Source organism: Rahnella variigena (genome assembly GCF_003610915.1).
In the GTDB taxonomy this organism is placed as follows: domain Bacteria; phylum Pseudomonadota; class Gammaproteobacteria; order Enterobacterales; family Enterobacteriaceae; genus Rahnella; species Rahnella variigena.
This window is the reverse complement of record NZ_NSDJ01000001.1, coordinates 3,072,800-3,096,160: the sequence shown is the minus strand read 5'-3', so window position 1 is coordinate 3,096,160 and position 23,361 is coordinate 3,072,800. Positions and strand designations below refer to the sequence as shown.

Annotated in this window: 17 protein-coding genes; 7 read left to right on the top strand and 10 right to left on the bottom strand. The window is 55.0% G+C overall.

Going from position 1 to position 23,361, the window contains the following annotated elements; all coding sequences use genetic code 11:
• Positions 1-17 precede the first annotated feature (17 nt).
• A complete protein-coding gene (locus tag CKQ54_RS14360; protein ID WP_120163872.1) occupies positions 18-620 on the bottom strand; it encodes a HutD/Ves family protein in 603 nt (200 codons plus the stop codon).
• A complete protein-coding gene (locus tag CKQ54_RS14355; protein WP_120163898.1) occupies positions 617-1,990 on the bottom strand; it encodes a formimidoylglutamate deiminase in 1,374 nt (457 codons plus the stop codon). Before CKQ54_RS14355 ends, CKQ54_RS14360 begins: the two co-directional genes overlap by 4 nt.
• 311 nt (positions 1,991-2,301) lie before the next feature.
• Between CKQ54_RS14355 and hutC the strand changes: the two genes are divergently transcribed.
• The 3 genes from hutC to hutG all read left to right on the top strand — a co-directional run bounded on the left by hutC (position 2,302) and on the right by hutG (position 5,393).
• Entirely contained in the window at positions 2,302-3,102 is an 801-nt protein-coding gene (hutC, locus tag CKQ54_RS14350; RefSeq protein WP_120163871.1) for a histidine utilization repressor, read from the top strand.
• A 195-nt stretch (positions 3,103-3,297) separates the two neighbouring features.
• Positions 3,298-4,560: an imidazolonepropionase gene (gene hutI, locus CKQ54_RS14345; RefSeq protein WP_120163869.1), complete on the top strand. Its 1,263-nt coding sequence runs from the start codon at positions 3,298-3,300 to the stop codon at positions 4,558-4,560.
• Positions 4,557-5,393 (top strand): N-formylglutamate deformylase, encoded by an 837-nt coding sequence (hutG, locus tag CKQ54_RS14340; RefSeq protein ID WP_120163868.1) that lies wholly within the window; start codon positions 4,557-4,559, stop codon positions 5,391-5,393. The genes hutI and hutG overlap by 4 nt, the downstream gene beginning before the upstream one ends.
• 279 nt (positions 5,394-5,672) lie before the next feature.
• On the opposite strand, the gene CKQ54_RS25525 is transcribed toward hutG, so the two are convergent.
• The 6 genes from CKQ54_RS25525 to bcsR form a co-directional block, all read right to left on the bottom strand.
• Positions 5,673-5,849, bottom strand: a complete 177-nt coding sequence (locus CKQ54_RS25525) for a hypothetical protein (RefSeq protein ID WP_167459637.1) — start codon at positions 5,847-5,849, stop codon at positions 5,673-5,675.
• A gap of 161 nt (positions 5,850-6,010) precedes the next feature.
• On the bottom strand, positions 6,011-9,283 hold the full coding sequence (locus CKQ54_RS14330) for a cellulose biosynthesis protein BcsC (RefSeq protein ID WP_120163866.1): 3,273 nt from the start codon (positions 9,281-9,283) through the stop codon (positions 6,011-6,013).
• 22 nt (positions 9,284-9,305) lie between these two features.
• A complete protein-coding gene (gene bcsB / locus CKQ54_RS14325; RefSeq protein ID WP_425272787.1) occupies positions 9,306-11,633 on the bottom strand; it encodes a cellulose biosynthesis cyclic di-GMP-binding regulatory protein BcsB in 2,328 nt (775 codons plus the stop codon).
• A gap of 41 nt (positions 11,634-11,674) precedes the next feature.
• Positions 11,675-14,287, bottom strand: a complete 2,613-nt coding sequence (gene bcsA, locus CKQ54_RS14320; RefSeq protein ID WP_120163864.1) for a UDP-forming cellulose synthase catalytic subunit — start codon at positions 14,285-14,287, stop codon at positions 11,675-11,677.
• Positions 14,284-15,009, bottom strand: a complete 726-nt coding sequence (gene bcsQ / locus CKQ54_RS14315) for a cellulose biosynthesis protein BcsQ (RefSeq protein WP_120163863.1) — start codon at positions 15,007-15,009, stop codon at positions 14,284-14,286. The genes bcsA and bcsQ overlap by 4 nt, the downstream gene beginning before the upstream one ends.
• Position 15,010: 1 nt before the next feature.
• Positions 15,011-15,211, bottom strand: coding sequence for a cellulose biosynthesis protein BcsR (gene bcsR, locus CKQ54_RS14310; protein WP_120163862.1), 201 nt, complete (start codon positions 15,209-15,211; stop codon positions 15,011-15,013).
• 203 nt (positions 15,212-15,414) lie between these two features.
• Here bcsR and bcsE point away from each other — a divergent pair, with 203 nt between their 5' ends.
• From bcsE to bcsG, 3 genes are read left to right on the top strand one after another with little or no spacing between them, the layout of a single operon-like run.
• Entirely contained in the window at positions 15,415-17,013 is a 1,599-nt protein-coding gene (bcsE, locus tag CKQ54_RS14305) for a cellulose biosynthesis protein BcsE (protein WP_120163861.1), read from the top strand.
• A 5-nt stretch (positions 17,014-17,018) separates the two neighbouring features.
• A complete protein-coding gene (gene bcsF, locus CKQ54_RS14300; RefSeq protein WP_120163860.1) occupies positions 17,019-17,252 on the top strand; it encodes a cellulose biosynthesis protein BcsF in 234 nt (77 codons plus the stop codon).
• Entirely contained in the window at positions 17,249-18,895 is a 1,647-nt protein-coding gene (gene bcsG, locus CKQ54_RS14295) for a cellulose biosynthesis protein BcsG (RefSeq protein ID WP_120163859.1), read from the top strand. Before bcsF ends, bcsG begins: the two co-directional genes overlap by 4 nt.
• Before the next feature lie 714 nt (positions 18,896-19,609).
• On the opposite strand, the gene CKQ54_RS14290 is transcribed toward bcsG, so the two are convergent.
• Complete coding sequence (locus CKQ54_RS14290; RefSeq protein WP_120164120.1) at positions 19,610-20,311, bottom strand: FadR/GntR family transcriptional regulator; 702 nt, start codon at positions 20,309-20,311, stop codon at positions 19,610-19,612.
• Positions 20,312-20,508: 197 nt separating this feature from the next.
• On the opposite strand from CKQ54_RS14290, the gene uxuA reads away from it, so the two are divergent.
• The gene (gene uxuA, locus CKQ54_RS14285; RefSeq protein WP_112292001.1) at positions 20,509-21,693 is read left to right on the top strand and encodes a mannonate dehydratase; all 1,185 of its coding nucleotides are present in this window, start codon (positions 20,509-20,511) and stop codon (positions 21,691-21,693) included.
• Positions 21,694-22,325: 632 nt separating this feature from the next.
• Here uxuA and araC read toward each other — a convergent pair.
• Entirely contained in the window at positions 22,326-23,261 is a 936-nt protein-coding gene (gene araC, locus CKQ54_RS14280) for an arabinose operon transcriptional regulator AraC (protein ID WP_095922099.1), read from the bottom strand.
• Positions 23,262-23,361: the final 100 nt, after the last annotated feature.

The window sequence follows — 23,361 nt, the reverse complement described above, 5'->3', positions numbered from 1 at the left end:
CATGACAATGCTAAAAACTAAGGTACAGAAACGTGTTCCGGTGCAATCATCGATGCCCACAACAACAGGCACCCGTCCACTTGTTCAACGGGTTTCAGAGTCAGTGACTCCCTACGATGTTCTGCCGGTTCAGACCAGTAATAACCCTCACCCGCCCGGATCAGCGTGCCATCCTGACGTTGCCATATCCCGCTGATGACATAAATTACCCCGCCTTTCTCAAGGCTGAAGTACAGGCTTTCCCTGACAGGCACGACCCGCGCGGCGCAAACTGTACGGCGTGTCATCACGTTGAAATCTGTCGTCACACCGCCCGTCAGACGGGCGCTGAGCGCGATATCCCCGCTAAATGAAAAGGGTTCGCCGGTAACAGTGAGAGCATGGTCGATGTCCGGCAATGCCTGTAAATACACGCCATCACCGCTGAGCAAAGTAATGGAGCGGTCAATACCCGGAAAGGCCGAAAACGGGCCGTCCTGCGCGACAGTGGCAATGCTGATGCGCCAGTCAAAATCACTTTTACCCGGCGGATAGCTGATGATTTCGCGGGTCTCACCACCGCCGTTGCGCCACGGGCTGACCGGCAGACTGTCAAAGGTGAAATGCTGCCAGCCGGTCATACAGCGTCCTCCGCCAGCTGATCCAGCAGGTGCAGAAAGTCCGCAGCCGCAGCCTGTTGTTGCTCATGCTGCCCGTCTGTAATGCGCGCGATACCGCCGACATAGACATCGCGGATTTGCCCGGCATTACCGGCAAACAACCAGCGGTTAAACAGCTCGCCGTCTTTTGCCGCAGCCAGATAAGGACTGTTGCCGTCGAGTACCAGCCAGTCAGCGCGATACCCTGCCGAAAGCTGTCCGATGGCTGCCCCGCAGGCCTGTGCACCGCCCTGCAATGCCTGGCTATACAACACGTCCCCCACTGAATTTTGTGCAGGAGTGGTCAGGCGGTTGCGGCGCTGGTCACGCAAACGTTGCCCGTATTCAAACCAGCGCAGTTCTTCCACCACATTGAGTGATACATGGCTGTCAGAACCAATACCCCAGCGGCCAGCGTGAGTCAGATAATCCACACCAGGGAAAATCCCGTCGCCAAGATTCGCTTCAGTGGTCGGACACAGCCCTGCCACCGCCCCACTTTTTGCCATGCTCGCCAGTTCAAAGCGGTCAGCGTGAGTGGCGTGGATCAGGCACCAGCGGGCATCAATATCCAGATTGTCATAAAGCCAGCTGATCGGGCGCTGACCGCTCCAGCCCAGACAGTCATTCACTTCTTTTTGCTGCTCAGCGATGTGGATATGCACAGGCACATTTTTGTCACCGGCGTTCAGCACCTGTTGCATTTGCTCAAGCGTCACAGCGCGCAGGGAATGGAAACACAGCCCCTGATTTTGCAGCGGATTGCCGTTCAGTTGTTTGCGGATAATTTCCTGTTGCTTCAGATAACAGTCTGCATCCTGTATGAAACGTTTTTGCCCTGCCTGCGCGGGCTGAGCGCCAAATCCGGCATAACTGTAAAGTACCGGCAACATCGTCAGGCCGATGCCCACCTGTGTGGCGGCGTGGCTCAGATGCGCGGTCATTTCACCGCGATCGGCATAGGGCTGCCCGTTGATGTCGTTATGCAGATAGTGGAATTCAGCCACCTGCGTATAGCCGCCCTTGAGCATTTCGATGTACAGCTGGCGGGCAATCACACCGACCTGTTCGGGTGTAAGACGCTGCACCATGCGATACATCAGATCACGCCAGGTCCAGAAACTGTCCTGCGGATCGCCGGCAACTTCTGCCAGCCCGGCCATCACCCGCTGAAACGCATGGGAATGCAGATTAGGCATTCCCGGCACAACCGGGCCGCTGAGGCGCTGGCAGCCCTGCGGATCACTGTCAGGCGTTACAGCAGAAAGGTATCCGGTAACATCTACGTCCAGACGCACATTGTGTGCCCAGCCCCGGGCAAGTAAGGCGCGAGAAGCAAAATAAGCAGGCATAACAGCGTTCCAGGTCAGCAAGAAAAACATAAGCGCAATTTTCCTGAGACAATTGCGAAACCTTTAAGCAACTTGTCTATACATATACATATGCCTGATTGCGCTGTAAACTTGCAACTGTCCTTTTTTTATAAAATTAGTTTTCCGTCACGCCCTCTTTGTTTAATTTCCTCCGGGGGAAACTAACGTGCAGACTGGTAAAACGTTCACGGCACGCCCGTACATTTGCTCGTTGAGATAAAAGTGGGCTGAGATAAGAGTCGGGTGAGATAAAAATTGAGGGAGAGAAAAAGTTGAGTGAGGTAAATGACATGCCGGAGACCACGCCACTATCGCAGACGGGTACCGCGCAAGAGGAAGTGTCCCGGCAGACATTGTCCGAACTGGCGGGCGCCATGAGCGATACGCCCGCGCCGATTTATCAGCGGGTGAAACAGGCAATCATCAGTCAGATCCGTGCCGGTGTCTGGAAACCGCACCAGCGCGTGCCTTCTGAAAGTGAACTGGTGAACGAGCTTGGCGTCAGCCGCATGACCATCAACCGCGCCCTGCGGGAGCTGACCAGCGAAGGATTTTTGATCCGCATGCAGGGGGTCGGCACCTTTGTTGCTGAAGCCAAGGCTTATACCCCGATGCTGGAAGTGCATAACATTGCCGATGAAATCGCCCGGCGGGGGCATCAGCATGACAGCAGGATCCTGGTGTGTGAGGCCAGGCTGGCCGATGCCGATCAGGCGCTTCAGCTGGGGATCGCGACCGGTGCCCTGCTGTTTTATTCGCAAATTGTGCATTACGAAAACAATGTACCGGTACAAATCGAAGACCGGTTTGTGAATCCCGAAACTGCGCCAGACTATTTGCAGCAGGTGCTGAACAAGCAGTCGCCTTATACCTATCTGATGGAAATCGCGCCGCTGACTGCAGGTGAACATCGCGTGGAAGCGATCAGCGCCAGCGATGAACAACGCGAATTGTTGCAACTGGGCGAACATGAGCCCTGCCTCCTGATCCACCGCCGTACCTGGAGCGGCAGCCGCGTGGTCACCTCAGCACGCCTGATTTATCCGGGTTCCCGCTATCAGTTATTCGGCCGTTTCTCCAGCCACGGCTGACCCCGGCACACCTTAATAGCGGCGTTGAGCGCCGCTATCTCTTCATACAAACCTTCATCCAAATCTTCATTCAAATTTTGGAAGACATCTCGTAATAAGAAAAAACTATTGCTGGCTGCCTTGCCGCTTTGTGGGTTATGCGTTAGGTTGACTTTAGTTGTCTATACAAGATGAATTCAGCCTGGAGTCTTTGTCATGCCGATAGCCCTCTCCCCACAATTTTCCTCCGCCCCCCCCTCTGACTGCGAAAGTGTATGGCGCGGTGCCACGCTGGTGACTATGCAGGACGGACATTACAACCTGATCGAAAACGGCGTAATTGCGGTTACCGGCGGAAAAATCGTCTGGACCGGCAGCGCCGACCATTGCCCGGATTTTCCCGGCGCAAAAGTGCATGAATTTGAGGGCGGCATCATCACGCCCGGCTTTGTCGATTGTCATACGCATCTGGTGTTCGGCGGAGATCGCAGCGCAGAGTTTGAACAGCGGCTGAACGGTGTAAGTTATGCCGACATCGCGGCAGCTGGCGGGGGGATTTTATCGACCGTCAACGCCACCCGTGAAGCCAGCGAAGACCAGCTGCTGGCGCAGGCGCTGTTTCGCTTACAGCCGCTGCTGGCAGAGGGCGTGACCTGCGTTGAGATTAAATCCGGTTACGGACTGAGCGTAGAAAGTGAGCTCAAAATGTTGCGGGTGATCCGCAGATTAGGCGATATGTTGCCGGTCGACGTGAAATCAACCTGTCTGGCAGCTCATGCCCTGCCGCCAGAATTCAAAGGGCGTGCCGATGACTACATTGATCTCATCTGCGATACGCTGTTACCGGTCGTCGCCAGTGAAAATCTGGCCGATGCGGTGGATGCGTTTTGTGAGCATCTGGCCTTTTCTGCGCCACAGGTTGAGCGGGTATTTATCGCCGCGCAGGCTTTGGGTTTGCCGGTGAAATTACACGCCGAACAATTGTCTTCGCTGCACGGCAGCGCACTGGCGGCACGGCACCATGCGTTATCCGCCGATCATCTGGAATACGCCACACCCGAAGATGCACAGGCAATGGCTGCCAGCGGCACCGTGGCTGTTTTACTGCCCGGTGCCTATTATTTACTGCGCGAGACACAATGTCCGCCGGTTAATGAGTTTCGCAAACATCACGTGCCTATGGCGCTGGCCAGTGATGCCAATCCGGGGACATCCCCTGCACTTTCTCTGCGTCTGATGCTGAACATGGGCTGTACCTTGTTCCGCCTGACGCCTGAAGAAGCGCTGGCAGGGATCACCTGCCACGGCGCGCGGGCGCTCGGGTTACAGGATACGCACGGCACGCTGGAAGCCGGAAAAGTCGCTGATTTCATACACTGGCCGCTGTCGCGTCCTGCTGAGCTGGTTTACTGGCTGGGCGGTCAGTTGCCCTGCACCGTTGTCTTTCGTGGAGAAGTCCGGGGAGAGTTTCGTTCATGAGCCTGTCAACTGACACTGTTATCGCCGAACCTTACCAGTTTACGCAAGGTACCGCGCCATTACTGATCAGCATTCCCCACGCCGGAACGCACCTGACGCCAGAGGTCGCCAGCGGTCTCAGTGATGCGGCACTTCCGCTTTCAGATACCGACTGGCATATTCCGCAGTTGTACGACTTTGCGCGGGCGCTCGGTGCCAGCATTCTGGTCGGTCAGTATTCGCGTTTTGTTATCGACCTGAACCGGCCTTCAGACGATAAACCGCTGTATACCACTGCCACGACGGGCTTATATCCCGATACGCTGTTTGATGGCCGCGCTACGTTCAAACCGGGTATGACGCCAGCAGATACCCGGCGCCAGCAATATCTTGAACAGATCTGGCAGCCGTATCACCAGAAAATCCAGTCAGAACTGGCGCGCATGAAGCAGGAATTCGGCTACGCGCTGCTGTTTGACGCGCATTCCATTGCATCAGTCATCCCCCGTCTTTTCGACGGTCAGCTTCCCGATTTAAATCTCGGCACCAACAGCGCCGCCAGCTGTTCACCGGCGCTGAGTGAAATCCTCGAACGCACCTGTAACCAGCAATCGCGGTTCAGTCATGTCCTGAATGGCCGGTTTAAAGGGGGCTACATCACCCGTGCTTACGGTCAGCCGGACCTGGATATTCACGCCGTTCAGCTGGAACTGGCGCAGGTGAATTACATGGAGGAGATCGAGCCATTCGCTTTTGCGCCTGATAAGGCAGCTGAATTACAGGTGTTGTTGAAGCGGTTGCTCGAGGGGATGGTGAGATGGGGGGAGGATGCTTATAAACAGGGCGCTGTTTAATTTCGCTTTTCGCTGACCACTAAGGGCAAGGTCGTGGGCTCGCCGCCCACACGGGCCCAAAGGGTTTTAAACGAAACCCTTTGGAATCCTGCGTTTTTTTAACTGCGCGCTCCGCTCGCTGGCTATGTTTCAGTTACCGCAGTGACAGGCTGGAAATCTTGCCGCTGCGCGGTGCCTTCACTCGGTCCTGGAGCCTTTGGTCTCCAGGCCGCTCCGTTCAGCAAGATTTCTGAATCGCCCGCACGATCTTAAAGTCAACGGCAGACTATTTTTCATCTTTTAGAAAAGTGGATTGGCGTGCTCAAAAATGGCACCGAATGAATGGTTCGAGACCAGAGGCTCGACACCTGAAATTCGGGGATCGCGCAGCGATGACATTTTGCGCCACTCACTGATGCCCCAGAACATGTCCGTCGTTCCAGCGATAGCGCGCAGTTTAAGACGAGGGAGATCCAAGAGGGGCCCGTCATGGCCCCTTTTGGGCGGTTTCGGCGCAGCGCGATAAGTGATCTCTGCTATTGAGAAACCGAAATCATCTCGATCCAACCACCGCTGCAAACGTTCTGTAAGCGAGAAAAGCCTCGCGCCAGCGCCCCCCCCTAAGGCCCGGTCTGGCATTACTTAAAGTCCGCATACGGCACTAACGGCTCCGGCGGCATATCCAGATCCCCCTGCCAGCCGCTCATCGAATATCTCGCGTACAGCAGGAAATGGCTTGGTGTGTAATCTTTAGCCTGCTGAATATCGATACCGCCGCCGACCGTCCAGTGAGAGCTGACACGGCGCTCAAGCAGTGCCTGCACGGTATATCCGAAGCCAGAACCGCTGCTGCCGGTTTCGATGGCGCTTTTATCCGGTAACGAATCCGGGATCAGATTTTGTATCGGATAACGCTTTTGGTCACTGGTCGAAGAGCGCGACCAGGAAACCGAACCGCCCAGCTGCCATGACCAGTTCTCAGTACGCTGGCGATAATTAACCGGCACGGAAACCGAGAAATATTGCTGCGGACTGTAATAGCCGCCCTGTCCCAACGTATAGCCGCTGAGATCTTTCTGGTAATGCCAGACCATCGAACTCAGACCAACGGTCGCGCGGCGGTTATCCTCATTGATGACTTTGTAGTAATACCCGCCCATCAGGCGCTCACGGGTGTTGTCTTCGACATTTTTACCCGTCAGCTGATGCGCACTCAGATCAGCCCAGATGCCGTTTGCCAGCCCCTGATCGTAGCTCAAACCCAGACTGCCACCGGTGGCGATAACGCCGCCCCAGGTGGTGCCTGTACCCGGATCTTTTGCGCCGGCAAACGAGAGTAACGAGCTGGAGACCGGACGCCGCGAAACGGTGGTCGTCCAGCCAATCTGGTCCCAGTCGCCGCTGTAAGCCAGTCCGCCGACCCAGTTGACCACCTGGAAGCCGAGCGGCGTGGTGCCCAGATCCCCTTTCCATTTGTCATTTTCCCAGCCCGCGCCCAGGCTGAGACCATTGGCTGTCTGGCTGCGATAACTGCGGCAGTTTTGATCGCTACAGGTACCGAAGCTCGCCTCATAGTTGCCGTTTTCATTGTCGAACGTTCCGGCATCCATACGCACCCAGTCAGCACGCAGGAATCCGCGTCCCTGATAAACCGGCATATCGGCCTGGAACATGGTGGTGTTCGCAGTGAGATCGGATTTACCCGGCGTCCCGCTTGAGGTCCAGGAATCCGTATCCACGGTAAAATTCACGTCCTGCTGGCGGTACAAATCATGCGCGTCAGAACGGATGCCGCGTTTAAGCCAGTCATCCCCCGCATTGTTTCGCGTCAGCCGCGTATAACCGTCGTTGTCCTGCGGCAATTTATCGGTGATGCCGCTGGCGACCATCGCCTGTTCATAATCCTCTCGCGCCAGCTGCGGCTGACCGAGCTGTTGTTCAACATTGGCAGCGTTACGATAGATCAACGCCTTATCCTGTCCTGCGGGTTGTGATGCGGCGGCAGCTTTCAGCGGTTGTAACAACGATGCCGCTCTGCTGGTTTCACCGACATCCAGCCACGCCATCGCCACACGACGCTGCTGATTGAGGCTCAGGCCCTGAAGACTGGCCTGCTGTAATTCCTGTTTTACCTGCGCGGTATTTCCCGCAGCCAGCGAGGCATCAATTGCAGTGAGCGTTTTGTCCAGCCGGATGCGCTGCGCCATTTCGCGCATATTCTCGTCCCATCTGGCTTCCGGCAAGGTGTGCAGATGACGCAGTGCCGCATCATCGCGGTCTGAACCAGAGAGATACAGCGAATAGGCGTAAACCTGTTGCGGGTCGGAAGGATGCTTCGCCGCAAACTGTGCGAAAACAGCATCGGCTTTGGCCGGTTCGCCTGCTTCCCTCAGCGTTTCAGCGTAGTGATATGTGGCCCAGACATCATCCGGATTGAATTTCAGCACGTCGGCATAACGGTTCGCTGCCTGATTCCAGTTGCGTTCGGCGGCGTATTTTTCCGCCTGCGCAGTGACAATGTCACTTTGTAAACCGCGCTGTTTGTCACTGAGTTTTGCCCGTGACGCCGCCGGTAATGAATTGATGTAATCAAGAGCTTTTTGCGGCGACTGTCGCTGATAAATGTTTGCCAGTCCGCGCTGGGCGCTGCTGTTATCACGCTCCAGCATCAGCGCACGGCGATAAGCCTGTTCGGCTTGTGGATCGTTTTTACGTGCCACCGCCACATCACCCAGCCCGACGGGTGCCCACGGGTCGCGCGGATCAAGGCGCTGCGCCTGCTGATAAGCCGCTACGGCCTGCTCGAGCTGACCGGCCTTCAGCGCCTTATCGCCCTGATCGACTTTCAGCCAGTAGCTGTTGGTCTGGATCAGGCTGTTCCATTTTCCGGCATTATAGCCATCGGTTTCTGCGGCTTTAGCGCGCTGGAACATCGTCAGTGCCTGCTGGCGGTTACCGGCGCGGGAATAGGCCAGCCCCATCGCGCCCAGCACTTCGGCATCATTTGGCGTAGCCTGTAAAGCCTGTTTCAGCGGTGCGATCGCGCCGGTTGAACCGCCTTTGTCGATTTGCGCCAGACCGCGGATACGTGCCTGATAACGCGGATCGGCCAGTAACCCCTGCTGACGCTGGAGTTCCTGCTGTGCCGCAATCACCTGCGGACCGGTATCAAAGGTAGCAATAAACTGCTGCAGGGCGTCGACGCTGGCATTACCTGCCGGCTGGTCTTTAATGCGCGCCAGCCATAAATCGGCGGCGGGTGAACGCCCTTCATTGGTGGCTGCAACCTGTTTGATCAGCCCCACTGCTCTGGCGTCATCACCCTGCTCAAAGGCCATCTGCGCCAGTTGCAGACGCAGCTGAACATCGCCCGGATACTGGTTATTCAGCGCCTGAAGCTGCGCCTGAGCGCGGGCTTTTTGCCCCGGGAGGCGGGCGATCAGTTGCCAGTATTCAACGGCCAGATCCAGCGTCGGCGGCTGGCCGCCAAAGAGTTCGTCGTACTGCGCTTTGGCTTCATCCAGCCGCCCTGCCGTAGCCAGCAGACGCGTCTGTTGCAACTTTTGCTGCATCTCCGGCGAGGCGATTTTCAGGCTGAGTTCTGCCTGCCGGTAATCGTCGGAGCCGGGCGCCACCTGTTTGATTTTTTCCAGTTGCTGCTGCGCTTTGGCCTGATCGCCTTCACGCAGAAGCAAACGCAAACGGGCCGAAAGCACTTTAGGATTTTGCGGATCCATCAGTTCGAGGCGGAACAGCGACTGGCGCACTAAATCATCCTGATGGCTGGCCTCCCCGACCCGCACCTGTTCAAGCAGCCACTGTTCGGGAGAAACCACCGGCGCTGAAATCGCCGGCGCAGCCAGCACAGCCAGCCCTAACGTCAGGGCCAGCCGGTTGAGAGGAAAACGCATTCTGTGACAGGTGTTCACGTGCTTATTCCTGGTCATCATCAGACAGACGACGACGCGCAAGATAACGCAGGCCGGTCCACAACAGAATCGCTGCCAGCAACACCACGATCACCGCCATCACCGCCAGCAGCACCGGATGAGTCGCCAGCGCATTCCACACACGTTCCCACCATGGCAGATGACCGACGTAGTAAGTGTCGCCCACTCTCAGGCTGCTGACGCCGGAATCACGCACCACGCTGACCGATCCGAAGACCTGCGCGCGTTGTTTAGTGTCCTGCATCGAGGTGTTGAGCATTTCAAAGCCTTGCGGGCTGTTCGCCATCAGCGCCACGACGCTGCGCTGGTCAAAATACGGTGACTGCATACCGACGACTGCGGCTATCGGGCCCTGCGCCGTGATTTGCGCACGGGTATCCACCTGAGCGTCACTCGCCGGTGCCGTATTGTCCGGCAGCGGAGTCTGGCGGATGGGCGTATTCACGGCGTCGCGTGCTGCGGTGATCAGCAAATTGGCTTTTTTGTCATCGCGCATACTGTCGTCACGCAGACTTTCCGGCAGACTGCCGATCACCAGTAAATCCGCATCGGTCGATTTGGCTTTAGCAGTATCTTCCGTCAGCCCCACGCCGAGCGCCGGATACCCGGTGAGCGCGCCAATATTGCCCATCGCATCAAGCAGCGTAGTCAGCTGCACCGGCTGCGGTTGCCCCTGAACCAGCACCAGCGTCTGGGACAAATCGGCCATGCGGCTGAACGGGAAACCAGCATTGGCGAACGCACGTAAATCCGGCATCGCCATAAAGTGACGGTAACCGGAGAAGTCGATGGTTGAACTGTCGTCAATCACCACATGATTTGGCACCGTGGTGTAGGTTTCGCAGCGACCTTCCGTGCCGCTGGCCAGCAGCGAGGTGTAGTCGAAATCAAAGCGCATCTGGTTCACGGCACCGAGTTTCAGCGCCGGAATGTTCAGGTCTTTGCTGCCATCGAGCAGTCCCTGCAACAGGGAAAGATGCAGCAGTTGTGAATCCTGATCGTGACCGGTTTTCAGCGTCAGATCCTGCACAAACTGGTTATTCAGGCTGATGCTCAGGCGCGAGGTATTTTTCAGCTGCGGCGACGTATAACGATATTTCAGCCGCATATCGATACCGGTGCTGTTGATGAGGAACAAGTCCGGCGGCAGATTGATATTGAGCGTAATCGGGTTCGGCTGAATACCGTCTGACTGCAACTGTTCGGCGTACTGTTTCAGTTCACCAAAGTTCATCGGGCGGTCGGTGCGCACCCAGTTTGGCGCATCGTACGGCTGACGTGGCTGAGCCTGGTCAACATTATCCACGCCGATGGCTTCACCACGGAACAGGATGTTGCCCTGCGCGATGCCTTTCACCGCCGTCAGCAGATCCTTATCGTCACGCCCTAAAATCAGCAGCATTTTCACGTAAGGATTATCCGGGCGGCTGACCATCTGCACCACCGGCCCTTTCACCTGCGGCAACGCTTTGAGGAAATCCGGGCGCTTGTCATTGGTGGCAAACACAATGGCATGACTGTCCGGCATCTGGTTATACAGCGTCGGGAACGACTGACCGCGCCACTGCGCTTTGGTCCCGAACCAGGAGGCAAGAATTGCCGCCGCCTGTTGCTGGGTGGCGTCCGGCGACCCGGCAAAGACCATCGGCAAATCCAGCGGACGACTTTCACGCGCATCAAAGAACGGCACCGGGAAATGCGCCAGATCGTTGCTCAGCGGCAGTTTTTGGTATTGCAGACTCAGCGAACTGCCCTTGCCGATCTCCAGCCACAGCGTGGTATTGGCCGGGTTCTCACAAACATTCTGGTAATGGCCGATAAATTCCAGACGGATGCGGTTGAAGTCTGTGACATAGCGCGGATCAATCGCCATCTGTAAGTGGTTTTTCTTGCCGAGCTGATCTTTGTCGATCACTTCAACGCCCATCAGCTGGTCATTGAGATACACCTTAAGATGCGACTGTACCGGGATCAGCGACGGTGACGGTGTGAATTCCAGATTCAGCATCGCCTGTGTGACCACTTCATCACTGCGCACACCGAATTCAATCTGACCGTTAGGCTGAATGCCGCGCAGGGTAATCGCACCCGGCGTCGGCGCCACATCCGCAAACGGCAGCGTGACACTGCGCACCGGCGCGCCCGGAATGATCATCGGATCGACTGCCGGTGCAACCACCGGTAATGTCACCTGCGTCTGAGCCGACGGCGTGATATTGTCCGCAGAAACTTCGGGAACGGGTTGATTGCCTGCACTGGCTGGAGCTGGCGCACCGAAGGCCGGAGCCACTGAACCCACCGCCAATGACATCAGGGCGGATGCCATCAAAATTGTTAGAGGAAGTCTTTTCATTATTTGGTCATCATCAGGTTGGGTTCATCAGGCTGAACGGACAGCGGCGGATTTCGCGGCGCGAAAGACAGCAGCCAGCCGCCAAACGAGCGGGTGCGGGAGGCCAGCGGACGGAAGCGTTGCGGCGCAATATCCAGCATCCGCAGGTAGCCGCGGATACCGAGTCCCAGCACTTCACGCAGGCTTTCCATCGGTTTGTCTTCAGGGAAACTGTCTTCGCGCAATACCCAGCTGTCAGCCCGGGCAAAAGTACATTGAATGAAATCGATATGTTGTTGCGTGGTGAGCGGCAGAAGCTGCATTCCCATGCTGTTACCAAACACACGACTGATTTGCATCGGGAAAGTGTATTCCTGCTGACCGCGGTGCAACAGCAACGTGACGTTGTCACCGGCTGTAAACTGGCTGGCACTTTCTGTTTCCAGCCCGACGCCGTTGTCCGAATAATCCTGCACGGTACACACATAAATGTGGCCGTCCGGTTTTATCAGCGAGGCTGGCATTCTGGCTTCGACACGATGCGCCTGACGCACCTGTTTCGATTCAAACGCCACCGCAATCGCCCCGCCGAGAATAATCATGTTGTAAATCACCCAGGCCATACTCACCACCACGGTCAGGATTTCATCGGGGCGACCATAAATAATGCGGTAAATGCCGAAGAATAATCCGGCCAGGTTAAGCAGCATCAGAATCTGATACGGGCGGCTGATTTTCCAGTCAACGTAGGCGTGTTTGTTCAGGCCACCTTTGGCGGTGACGTTAAATTTACCGGCGTGCGGATTAAACAGCGCCACGGTAGTGGGTCGTGCGATATACCACGCCAGCACGGTTTCGTAGATTTCATTCCAGAAAGAATGGCGGTATTTCCCCTGCACGCGGGAGTTAGTCAGGCTGGCGTGGATCATGTGCGGCAGGACATACAGCGCTATCGCCATCGCCGGGGCATAAATGATGTAGGCGTGTAATAACAGAAACGCCAGCGGCGCGGTCAGGAAGATAAGCCGCGGGATCCCCGCCAGGAAGTGCATCATGGCGTTGGCATAACACAGCCGTTGTGCCAGTTTCAGCCCTTTGCCAAACAGCGGATTATCAAGGCGGAAAATCTGCACCATTCCGCGCGCCCAGCGGATACGCTGACTGACGTGGGCGGAAAGGCTTTCAGTCGCCAGCCCCGCCGCCTGCGGAATACGGATATAGGCTGAACTGTAGCCGTGTCGGTGCATACGCAGCGAGGTATGGGCATCTTCGGTGACGGTTTCCACCGCGATACCACCGATTTCATCGAGCACATCACGGCGTAACACCGCGCAGGAACCGCAGAAGAAGCTGGCATCCCACAGGTCGTTGCCGTCCTGCACCAGCCCGTAAAACAACTCGCCTTCGTTCGGCGTGCGGCGCATACGTCCCAGATTTCGCTCAAACGGATCCGGCGAGAAAAAGTGATGCGGCGTCTGCATCATGCTGAGTTTTTTATCTTTGAAGAACCAGCCGACGGTCAGTTGCAGGAAAGAACGGGTCGGTACGTGGTCGCAGTCAAAAATCGCCACCAGCTGGCTTTTTGCCTGTTTCAGGGCGTTATTGATGTTACCGGCTTTGGCATGCTCATGGGTTTCACGCGCAATATATTTGATGCCAATTTCATGAGCAAAATCGGCGAACTCCTGCCGGTTGCCGTCATCAAGCAGGTAAATAGTCAGTTTTTCACGGGGCCAGTCCAGGCCGAGCGCCGCATACAACGTCGGTTTTACTACGCTGAGGTCTTCGTTATAAGTGGGGATCATCAGATCAACCGTCGGCCAGGTCGAGACATCCTCAGGCATCGGCACCGGTTTACGGTTAAGCGGCCAGATGGTCTGGATATAACCGAGCACCAGCACGGTCCAGGAGTAGGTTTCCGCGCCCAGCAGCAGTAAACCGCAAATCAGGCTTAGCGGATCTTCCCAGTTCAGGGTTGAGGTATAGCGCCACCATAAATAGCGGCAGGAAATGGTCAGTGACAGAACAATCATCATCAGCGCCGGGAAACGCCCCGGAATGCGCCTGATAATCATCGCAATGCTCCACAGCAGCACCACGAAAATAAACTGGGCAATATAACCAAATGGCTGGGAAATGCAGAACATAGCCAGCGTAACCGCCACCAGCCCCACCATCAGCATCAGAATGCGCCTGCCGGCGCGGTTCATTTTTCCGATACGACGTGTGATACGGGTTTCGAGCGGACTTTGCGTCACCCGTTTTGGCAACGATTCCAGCCAGAGATGGATCCTTTCCCGCAGCCGTTGCGGCCACCGGCTATAAACGATGCCGCCACGGGTTTTTCCTGCCGGGATAATGATCATTAACCACAGACTCTGAACGAGATAACGCAGCGGATCGGCAATACGCACCCGCGAAGGCGAAATTTGCGGATACCAGCGGGTTCTCTGCGCACCGACACGCTGCCAGGCAGGTGATTCAAAACGCAGAAACAGCCAGCACAGCGCCACACAAACAATCATCATGCCGGAAGCAATGCGTGAAGATTTTGCCTGCCGGTAACGGCGGTAACGGTGCTGCAATTCCTGCATGACGGGCGGCACAAAAAACAGGTTCAACAGGCCGTTCATTTTGCCGGACTCCGCACCGCTTGCGGCTGACGAAGATTGAGCAGGAACCAGTTTGCCAGCGTATTCATTTCACGGGCGATCTTGCTGTTATCTTTCCATTCCCCGACCGGTTGTTTCGCCGCCAGCGATTCCGCCATGGCTTCATCACGATGTAAAATCACCGGGATCAATGCTGGCAAGGTTTCTTGCCATAACAGCAAAATATCTTGCTGTAACTGGCTGGAGGGAACGAACTGATTGAGCAGATAGCGCCCGTTTGGCGCTAAGGCGTGCTGGTGTAAACGAAGATGCGACTGGGTATCGGCGTGCAGAAGTACCACCGTGCTGTCGGCCAGCGACTGCGCAGGCAGAGGATCAGCCGCCGGAGAATCAATCAGGATCCAATCATAGACGCCGGTATTTTTGAGCTGCGTGAGCGCTTTTTGCCAGTCGAAATCGGCCTCACTGACATCGTCAGCTGAAACATGACCGTAAGGCAGAAAGTCGAGACGTGCGTGGTAACGCATCGCTGATTGTTGCCAGGCTTCTCCGGCTTTATGCGCGGAACACCAGCCGCGCGACTGAGCGTAAGGCATACCAAAATGCAACCGCAGCACGTTTTCAGGCGAAAAGTCGATCACCAGCACTTTTTCATTCAGTTGTGCGAGCCCCCAGGCCAGCGCTGCGGTCACCGAGGTGGCACCGGTACCGCCACGAAACCCCTGTAACGCGATGACAGCCATATTATTTTTTCTCCGCGCCGTGTTCAGCGAATTGCGCCAACTCAGCCAATAATGGCCAGCGGGACATTAGTTGCGGAATTTTTTCTTTACGGGCTATATCTACGTAATGTAATTCTGACAAAGCAAAAAGGTGACTCAGCGCATAAAAATCATCATCACTGGACGGTTCGGATTCTTCTGAGTCTGCAATATTGGCCGCCACCGTTTCTCTCCCTGCTTCAATCCAAATGCTGATACTTCAGCACAGCCAAAAATTGCCCATCATGATTAGGCATTTTAGTATCAAACATTATTGTGAAGAATTATGATTATTTAATGTAGCAATGATAGAATTTATTATACTCACATTTATCAGTGTGTCCCAGCAGACTTTTAATCAAAACCGAACAGAAGCAGATTAACAATATGGCACTCTCCTTTTCATTGGGTATGAAGCAATTCTGGAATGGTTTAGGCCAGATGCAGGCTCAGGGGCTTTACTGGGTCAACACCGACAGTCAGGAAGCGGCATATCGTTTGAGTGGTCAGGTACTTGAAGCTCAGCGGGGAGAAATCCCTGTCAGCCTGTTTTTTCCACAGCACAATTTAATTTGCTCTGATGATAAAAATAGACTAGCTGATGACAATATCCTTCTCACACATTTGCATAAATACCCCAGGCAAACGTTTTATTATCAGCACGCGGAAGGAAAAAAAGCGTTACTGGGATTGCCCGCCGATATTAATCGCCTGCCTGCCCCCCCTGCTTCTTTAATGATTTTATTACTTCCTGCCGTGCGCTGTCAGGAAGTAAAAGATAAACAACTTTCCCGCTGGCTGAGTGAAATTCAGTCAGGCGCTAATAGTAAAGGGGCGACGCTGCTTATTATCTGCTTCGGCGATGGCATTAATGCGGTTAAATCCCGCTTACATTTATTCCACCACAATATATATGGCCTTGCAGATTTAAAAACCGATGTGAACCCAAACCAGTGGGGCATCTCCTGGTGGCATGACAGTCTGGGTGCTGAAGCAAATACGCTTTATCCTCTCATCCCGCGCACGAACGGTTGGGAGATCCAGAAAGACGCCTTATCTTCAGCTTCAGCCCAAACCGGTGATGATCAGTGGATGTTGCTGGCAGAGCGTTCGGTGCTGGAAGGTGCGCCTGCACTTTCCGAGCGCTGGTTCCTGTTCGATGGCAACGACGCGCTGACCGAAAGAGCCACGCACGCCCGTTCTGCCACCGTTATTTTTGCGCTGGCGGGTAACGATGAAGTGGAAGTGCTCGCACGGCAGATCCACCTTTTGCGCATTCAGCGCGGCAATGGTTTGAAAATTGTGGTGCGCGAGATGAATTCTTCCCTGCGCTATGTCGACCAGCGTCTGTTGCAGGCCTGCGGTGCCAATCTGGTGGTGCCGCACGCTGCACGTCTTTCCAACTTTCTGACCTTGCTGGATGACCTGCAAAATCTGACATTCACCCGTCATGTCCCGCAGGACATCGACGTGCTGCTGGACAGCCGTTTACCCACGCATCATAAGGGATATCTGCCGCTGCCGGTGTTCTGCGACGTGATGCGCGATATCTGGGATCACGCCGCGCTGGCGACCGAATCACGCGGGATTTTAATTTCACTGCGCCCTGCCGCCGGGATCAGCCCGCAGCAGGCGATGTCGCTTTGTTCGCTGCGCCGCGACGGCGATATTCTGACCGTGACAGAACGTCATCTGTATTTGTTCCTGTCGAACTGTCAGGTCAGTGATGTCGAAAACGTTCTGGCCTTCCTGTTTAATCTGCCGGTGAAAGAAGTCTTTAGCAGTCAGACTTTCTGGAGTCACGAGCTGGATATTCAGACAGAAGTTCGCCGTCTGGCCGCCAAACCGCCGATGGCAAATCCCGTGTCAGAAGCACAGCCTTTTGTGGCGCATAAATCTGAACCTTTGAAACGTGCGCCCGTTCATCAGCCCGTTCCCATCACGCTGGCCGTGAGCGATACGCCCGTTATTAACACGCCGGAGTAAGAGAAATGGACATTCAGGACATTATCGAAATTTTCATTCTGGCGGCGGTGATTTTTCTCCCGCTGGGATATGCCCTGCGCAGCCGGTTGCCGCGCTGGAAAAACCGCTTTGCGACGCGATTTCTTTCGCCGCGTTATTTAACCCCCATGACCATCAGCAGCATCAATAAGAACCGCAAACGCTCCGCGACTTTGCCTGAAAATTCTGCGGCTACAGGGAAATCCAAAACTTCACTATGAACGAATCGCACTCTTCTTCTCCGCGCTTGCGGATCTGGCAATCCTGGCGCGGTCTTGGTGCCTGGAACTACTATTTCTTATTGAAATTTGTTCTGCTTTCACAGGGTTATCTGAATTTTGACGCGCTGAGCAATCTGGTTTTTGCGGCCGTATTATTATTCCCGCTTCGCTCCCTGCGTCTGCATCGCTGGCGACAATGGGTTGCCCTGCCGTTCGGCCTTGCGCTGCTTTATCATGATACCTGGCTGCCGGGCTGGCGTTCCATTGTCAATCAGGGAGCTGACGTCGCAGGTTTCAGCGTCAGTTATCTGCTTGAACTGGCTGACCGTTTCATCAACTGGCAGTGGATTGCAGTCGGTTTCGCCCTGCTGGTCGGTTATCTGTTTATTTCACAGTGGTTACGCCTGACGACATTCACGGTGATAGCCCTGTTATGGGTGAATCTCAGCGGTGTGATCACGCCGTTGTTTACGCATACACCGGCACCGGTTATGGCGCAAAATACCGCGGCGGCTCCGGCACAAGTCGCGCCATCCGGTACCGATAATACCGTCACGGGTCCGCCGACCAATGCCAACCTGAATGCGTATCTGGATCAGTTCTACCAAAACGAACGCCGCAAGGCGACGAAGTTTCCTGATGCCCTGCCAGCCGATGCTCAGCCTTTCGATCTGCTGGTGATCAATATCTGTTCGCTGGCCTGGGCTGATCTGGACGCGGTGAATCTTTCGAATTCGCCGCTGTGGTCGCGTTTTGATTTTGTGTTCAGTAATTTCAACTCCGCCACCGCATACAGTGGCCCGGCTTCGATTCGCTTGCTGCGTGCGAGCTGCGGTCAGCCATCCCACCACGATTTGTACCAGCCAGCCGGTCAGCAATGTTACCTGTTTGACGATCTGGCGCGTCTGGGCTTTACCTCGCAGCTGGCGATGGATCACACCGGCGTGTTCGGTAATTACATCGGCAATCTGCGTGATGACGCGGATATGAAAGCCCCGCTGATGTCACAGGCTGGTCTGGGTTATGAACTGACCTCTTTCGACGGTTCACCCATTTTCAATGACGGGCAGCTGTTCTCACGCTGGCTTGAGAATCAGGAAAAAGCCGGCACCGCACGGACAGCAACCTTCTTCAACCTGATCCCGCTGCATGACGGCAACCGTTACGTCGGCAGCAATAAAGGTGCGGACTACCATAACCGCGCACAGACACTGCTGAACCAGCTGAACACCTTTATGGATCAGCTGGATAAATCGGGTCGTAAAGTGATGCTGGTGGTGGTGCCTGAACATGGCGCGGCGCTGGTGGGCGATAAAATGCAGATTTCCGGCCTGCGTGATATCCCGAGTCCGGGTATCACTCACATCCCGGTCGGCGTGAAGTTCTTTGGTATGCAGGCACCGCATGCGCCGTCGCCGATGAAAATCGAAGGCCAGAGCAGCTATCAGGCGATTTCAGAAATGGTCGCCCGCGCAGTCGATGGCAAAGTCTTTACCACACCGACCATGGACTGGAAAAACTTCGCGTCGAACCTGCCGCAAACGCCGCTGGTGTCTGAAAATGAGAACTCGGTGGTAATGGAATATCAGGGGAAAATCTATATTCGCCTGAATGGCGGGGGATGGGTGCCGTATCCGAGCTAATGCTATTTTGTGGGCTTGCCGCCCACACGGGCAAAACCTTGGGTTGGCACCCAAACTGGCCTCTAGGTCAAGACCGTGGGCGTCGGCCCACACCGACTTTGGGCAAGGTCAAGTTCAACACCTTGGGTTGGCACCCAAACTGGCCTTAAGGTCAAGACCGTGGGCTCGCCGCCCACACTGGCCCAAAGGGTTTTAAACGAAACCCTTTGGAATCCTGCGTTTTTTTAACTGCGCGCTCTGCTCGCTGGCTATGTTTCAGGTACCACAGTGATAGCCGCAAAATCCCGCCGCTGCGCGGTTCCCTCCCTTCGGGTTGCAACCCGCGTAAAAAGACACGCGGTTTTCCACCTCTCGTCCGGCGGTATTTTGGAACCGGCCTCAGGCCTTTACTTCACAACCTTACTTGTTCTGTTTTGTTTTTAAAAGCCAAGGGCGGTTCAGAAATCTTGCTGAACGGAGCGGCTTCGAGACCTTTGGCTCGAAGACCGAGAGAAGGCACCGCGCAGCGGCAAGATTTCCAGCCTGTCGCAGTGGCACCTGAAACATAGTGTCCAGCGATAGCGCGAAGTGAAAAAAGCGCGGAGTCCAGAGGCCCGCGCGTTACCGGGTCTCTGGTCGGTGTGGGCCGACGCCCACGACCTTGACCTTAAGGCCAGTTTGGGTGGCAACCCAAGGTTTTGATTTAAAAGCCGCCTGTGTCCGGCATTGACACTATCACTCCGCAAATAACTGGTCATACACATGCTGTAAATGCCTTGCCATCCTTGCTTTCGCCCCCGCGCCATCTTTCGCCAGAATCGCGTCCAGGATCCCCTGATGGTCGGCATTCATTTCACGGGCGAAATCGACTTCGGTGTAATGGCTTTCTAAGCGCATAAACCGGCGTGAGCGGCGTTTATCCCACAGGTAGCCCATCATATCGTGCAGCACTTCATTGCCGGTCATCTCACTGATCATCAGATGGAACCGGCGGTCAGCTTCGAGGAATGCGTCGTTGTTGGCATTCAGCTTATTCAGCTCATCGGCAATTTCTTTCAATTTCACACGCTGCTCTTCAGTACCGTTAATCGCTGCCAGTTCCGCCGTCATCGCTTCATAAACCTGTCGCGCTTTCACCAGCGACTGCAGGCTGAATTCTTCTTCATGACTGACCGTCTGCTGTGCGGATGGCGTTGCCTGTGGCAGCGGGTCGCTGACGTATACGCCGTTGCCGGTGCGGATTTCCACCCAGCCGGTGATCTCCAGTGCAATCAATGCTTCGCGGATAGAAGAACGGCTGACGCCCAGCTGTTTGGACAGGTCGCGCTCGGACGGGATCATCGCCCCCGGCGCGAACTGACCGGTGTTGATGCAGTTAATCAGTACGTTTGAAATCTGGCGATACAGCCGTTCCACTTTCAGGGTTGGTAATTCCATTATTGTCTCCGTGTTCTTGCTGAATCGCAGATCTGTTATCCAGGTCACATTAATCATCGGTTTGATACTGAATCATATGTTGGTCTGATGGCCTGACCAGCAGACCACCTGACCAGACCGCGCATTAAGATTGAACTTATCACCGGCCATGCGTCAACTACATTCAGAGAGTCAGTTAACAATTTTAAGGAAAACACATGGAACAGACATGGCGTTGGTACGGCCCGAACGATCCGGTTTCGCTTGATGATGTGCGTCAGGCTGGCGCAACTGGCGTGGTCACTGCCCTGCACCATATTCCTAACGGTGAAGTGTGGCCGGTAGAAGAAATTAAAAAGCGTAAGGCGATCATTGAAGCCAAAGGTCTGGTGTGGTCAGTTGTCGAAAGCATTCCGGTACATGAGGAAATCAAAACCCGCAGCGGAGATGTTGAGAAGCACATTGCGAACTATCAGCAATCTATTCGTAATCTGGCGGAATGTGGGATTTATACGGTCTGCTATAACTTCATGCCGGTTCTGGACTGGACGCGTACCGATCTGGGTTATCTGCTTCCGGACGGTTCACGCGCCCTGCGCTTCGACCACATCGCTTTCGCGGCCTTTGAATTGCATTTGCTCAAACGTGAAGGCGCGACGTCGTATTACAGCGCTGAAGAACAGAAACAAGCGGCAGAATATTTTGCGGCGATGACGCAGGCAGAGAAAGACCAGCTGGTGTCAAACATCATCGCCGGTCTGCCCGGTGCAGAAGAAGGTTATACGCTGGATCAGTTCCGTGCCCGTCTGGCGACGTACGACGGTATCGATAAGGCCAAACTGCGTGAAAACATGGCGCACTTCCTGCGCAGTATTGTGCCAGTGGCGGAGCAATGCGGATTAAGTCTGGCGGTTCATCCGGATGATCCCCCGCGCCCTATCCTCGGTCTGCCGCGCATTATCTCCACCATTGAAGATATGCAATGGCTGAAAGAAACCGTCGACAGTATCCATAACGGTTTCTGCTTCTGCACCGGTTCTTACGGCGTACGTGAGGATAATGACCTGGTGAAAATGATGACCGATTACGCCGATCGCGTTCACTTCATCCACCTGCGCGCCACGTTGCGCGAAGAAGTTCCGGGCAGCTTCCATGAAGCCGACCATCTGGACGGTGATGTGGATATGGTCGCAGTCATCAAAGCCATTCTGACCGAAGAGCAAACCCGCCGCCGCGCAGGTAATTTGCGCGCTATCCCGATGCGCCCTGATCACGGCCATCAGATGCTGGATGACTTGCACAAGAAAACCAATCCGGGGTATTCGGCGATTGGACGTCTGCGGGGACTGGCGGAACTGCGGGGTGTAGAGCGGGCGTTGAAACAGAGCTTCTTTGCCGAGTAAACTCGCTGGATATATTAACTTCCGACTGAGATAATTTCGGTTTCTTAATAACGGTTATCACTCGGCCTTTCGCGCTGAAACCGACCAAGAGGGAAAATGCTTTTTCCCTCTTGGATCTTCCTTCGCTTTTTCAACAAGCGCTTCCGCTCGGTGGCTATGTTTCAGTTACCGCAGTGACAGGCTGTAAAGCTTGCCGCTGCGCGGTGCCTTCATTTCGGGATTGCAGCCTCAGGTCTGCAACCTCTCATTCAGCAAGATTTCTGAATCGCCCGCACGCTCTTAAAATCAACGGCAGATCGTCTCTTTTATCTTTTAGAAAAGTGGATTGGCGTGCTTAAAATCCAGCTGAACGGAGCGGCTTCGAGACCTGTGGCTCGAAGACCGAGAGAAGGCAGTGCGAAGCACCTGGATTTTCGCCACTTACCAATGCGCCAGAACATGTCCGTCATACCCGCGACAGCGCGCAGTGAAAAAAGCGCGGAGTCCAGAGGCCCGCGCGTTACCGGGTCTCTGGTCGGTGTGGGCCGACGCCCACGACCTTGACCTTGACCTTAAGGCCAGTTTGAGTGGCAACCCAAGGTGTTGTTGACCTTAAACGGCCGCCCCTTTTGCAGCGGCCCACTCTGCAAAACTCAAAAATGATACGCCACCGCGTTTTCCTGCTCCGGCCACGGATGTGACTTGTACGGTTTAGCCGGATAGTTAATCTCAACACTTCTGCGGCGGAAATCACTTGGGCTGACCCCTACCCGTTTGCGGAATACCCGCGAGAAATACAACTGATCGTCATATCCCACCACACGGCCAATCGTCGCTATAGATTCCTGAGTCGTCTGTAATAACAGTTTGGCGCGGATCACCCGCTGATCTTCACGCCAGCGCAGGATGTTGATCCCCACCTGCTCACGGAAAAGATGTGCCAGCCGTGACGGCGACAGGCAAACATGACGCGCCACTTCGTCGATACGCAACTCTCCGGCCAGATTTCCGGTGATGAACTGGCAGGCTTCGATAACGCGCGGATCCATAATTTTTTGCGGACTCTGCGGATCTTCTTCCATTGCGCGCAGCAACAGACGCTCCAGCAGATTCATCCCTAACTCTTCGCAGAAACGACGGCCTGATTTTTGAGTTTGCTCGATATTGGCAAACAGGCGGTCGAATTCCAGTAATAAGGTGTTATTCGGTAAGGAGAGACGCCCGACGTCGCGGGTTTTGGTGTGCCACTCCAGCCAGTCTGCCCAGTAGGCACGCGGGCGGAAATACACCCAGCGGTGATACCAGGAATCGGCGTTAGCGGAACGGCTGTAGAGATGACGGGCTTTCGGCGGGAATAACAACAGATCACCGGGGTTGCAGTAGAACGTATCTTCGCCGTCAAAAACTTTACCCTGCCCTTTTACGGTCAGGTTGAGAATGTAACCTTTCATGCCACCCGGACGGTCAATGGCAAAGTCCAGTGGCCCGTCAGCAAGGATCGGTGTCATACCGGCGACCAGATAGGCGTTGAAACTGTAACCCGGTAACAGCGGGTTTTGCTGCTGATCCTGAATCATACGGTGATACATCGAACCTCCCAAAACTTCACGTGGCTATGGACTTTTTATCTATTCTAATCGCCGATGAAAACGCTGCCAATAAATGTTACTTTTTTGTGAACAACCACGC

What these genes read in the sequence shown, in the direction of transcription:
- CKQ54_RS14290 (WP_120164120.1), bottom strand. Translation starts at nt 20,311, where the DNA reads ATGGAATTACCAACCCTGAAAGTGGAACGGCTGTATCGCCAGATTTCA.
- bcsG (WP_120163859.1), top strand. Translation starts at nt 17,249, where the DNA reads ATGAACGAATCGCACTCTTCTTCTCCGCGCTTGCGGATCTGGCAATCC.
- bcsQ (WP_120163863.1), bottom strand. Translation starts at nt 15,009, where the DNA reads ATGGCTGTCATCGCGTTACAGGGGTTTCGTGGCGGTACCGGTGCCACC.
- hutG (WP_120163868.1), top strand. Translation starts at nt 4,557, where the DNA reads ATGAGCCTGTCAACTGACACTGTTATCGCCGAACCTTACCAGTTTACG.
- CKQ54_RS14330 (WP_120163866.1), bottom strand. Translation starts at nt 9,283, where the DNA reads ATGCGTTTTCCTCTCAACCGGCTGGCCCTGACGTTAGGGCTGGCTGTG.
- araC (WP_095922099.1), bottom strand. Translation starts at nt 23,261, where the DNA reads ATGTATCACCGTATGATTCAGGATCAGCAGCAAAACCCGCTGTTACCG.
- uxuA (WP_112292001.1), top strand. Translation starts at nt 20,509, where the DNA reads ATGGAACAGACATGGCGTTGGTACGGCCCGAACGATCCGGTTTCGCTT.
- hutC (WP_120163871.1), top strand. Translation starts at nt 2,302, where the DNA reads ATGCCGGAGACCACGCCACTATCGCAGACGGGTACCGCGCAAGAGGAA.
- bcsF (WP_120163860.1), top strand. Translation starts at nt 17,019, where the DNA reads ATGGACATTCAGGACATTATCGAAATTTTCATTCTGGCGGCGGTGATT.
- hutI (WP_120163869.1), top strand. Translation starts at nt 3,298, where the DNA reads ATGCCGATAGCCCTCTCCCCACAATTTTCCTCCGCCCCCCCCTCTGAC.
- bcsA (WP_120163864.1), bottom strand. Translation starts at nt 14,287, where the DNA reads ATGAACGGCCTGTTGAACCTGTTTTTTGTGCCGCCCGTCATGCAGGAA.
- bcsE (WP_120163861.1), top strand. Translation starts at nt 15,415, where the DNA reads ATGGCACTCTCCTTTTCATTGGGTATGAAGCAATTCTGGAATGGTTTA.
- CKQ54_RS14355 (WP_120163898.1), bottom strand. Translation starts at nt 1,990, where the DNA reads ATGCCTGCTTATTTTGCTTCTCGCGCCTTACTTGCCCGGGGCTGGGCA.
- CKQ54_RS14360 (WP_120163872.1), bottom strand. Translation starts at nt 620, where the DNA reads ATGACCGGCTGGCAGCATTTCACCTTTGACAGTCTGCCGGTCAGCCCG.
- bcsB (WP_425272787.1), bottom strand. Translation starts at nt 11,633, where the DNA reads ATGTCATTGGCGGTGGGTTCAGTGGCTCCGGCCTTCGGTGCGCCAGCT.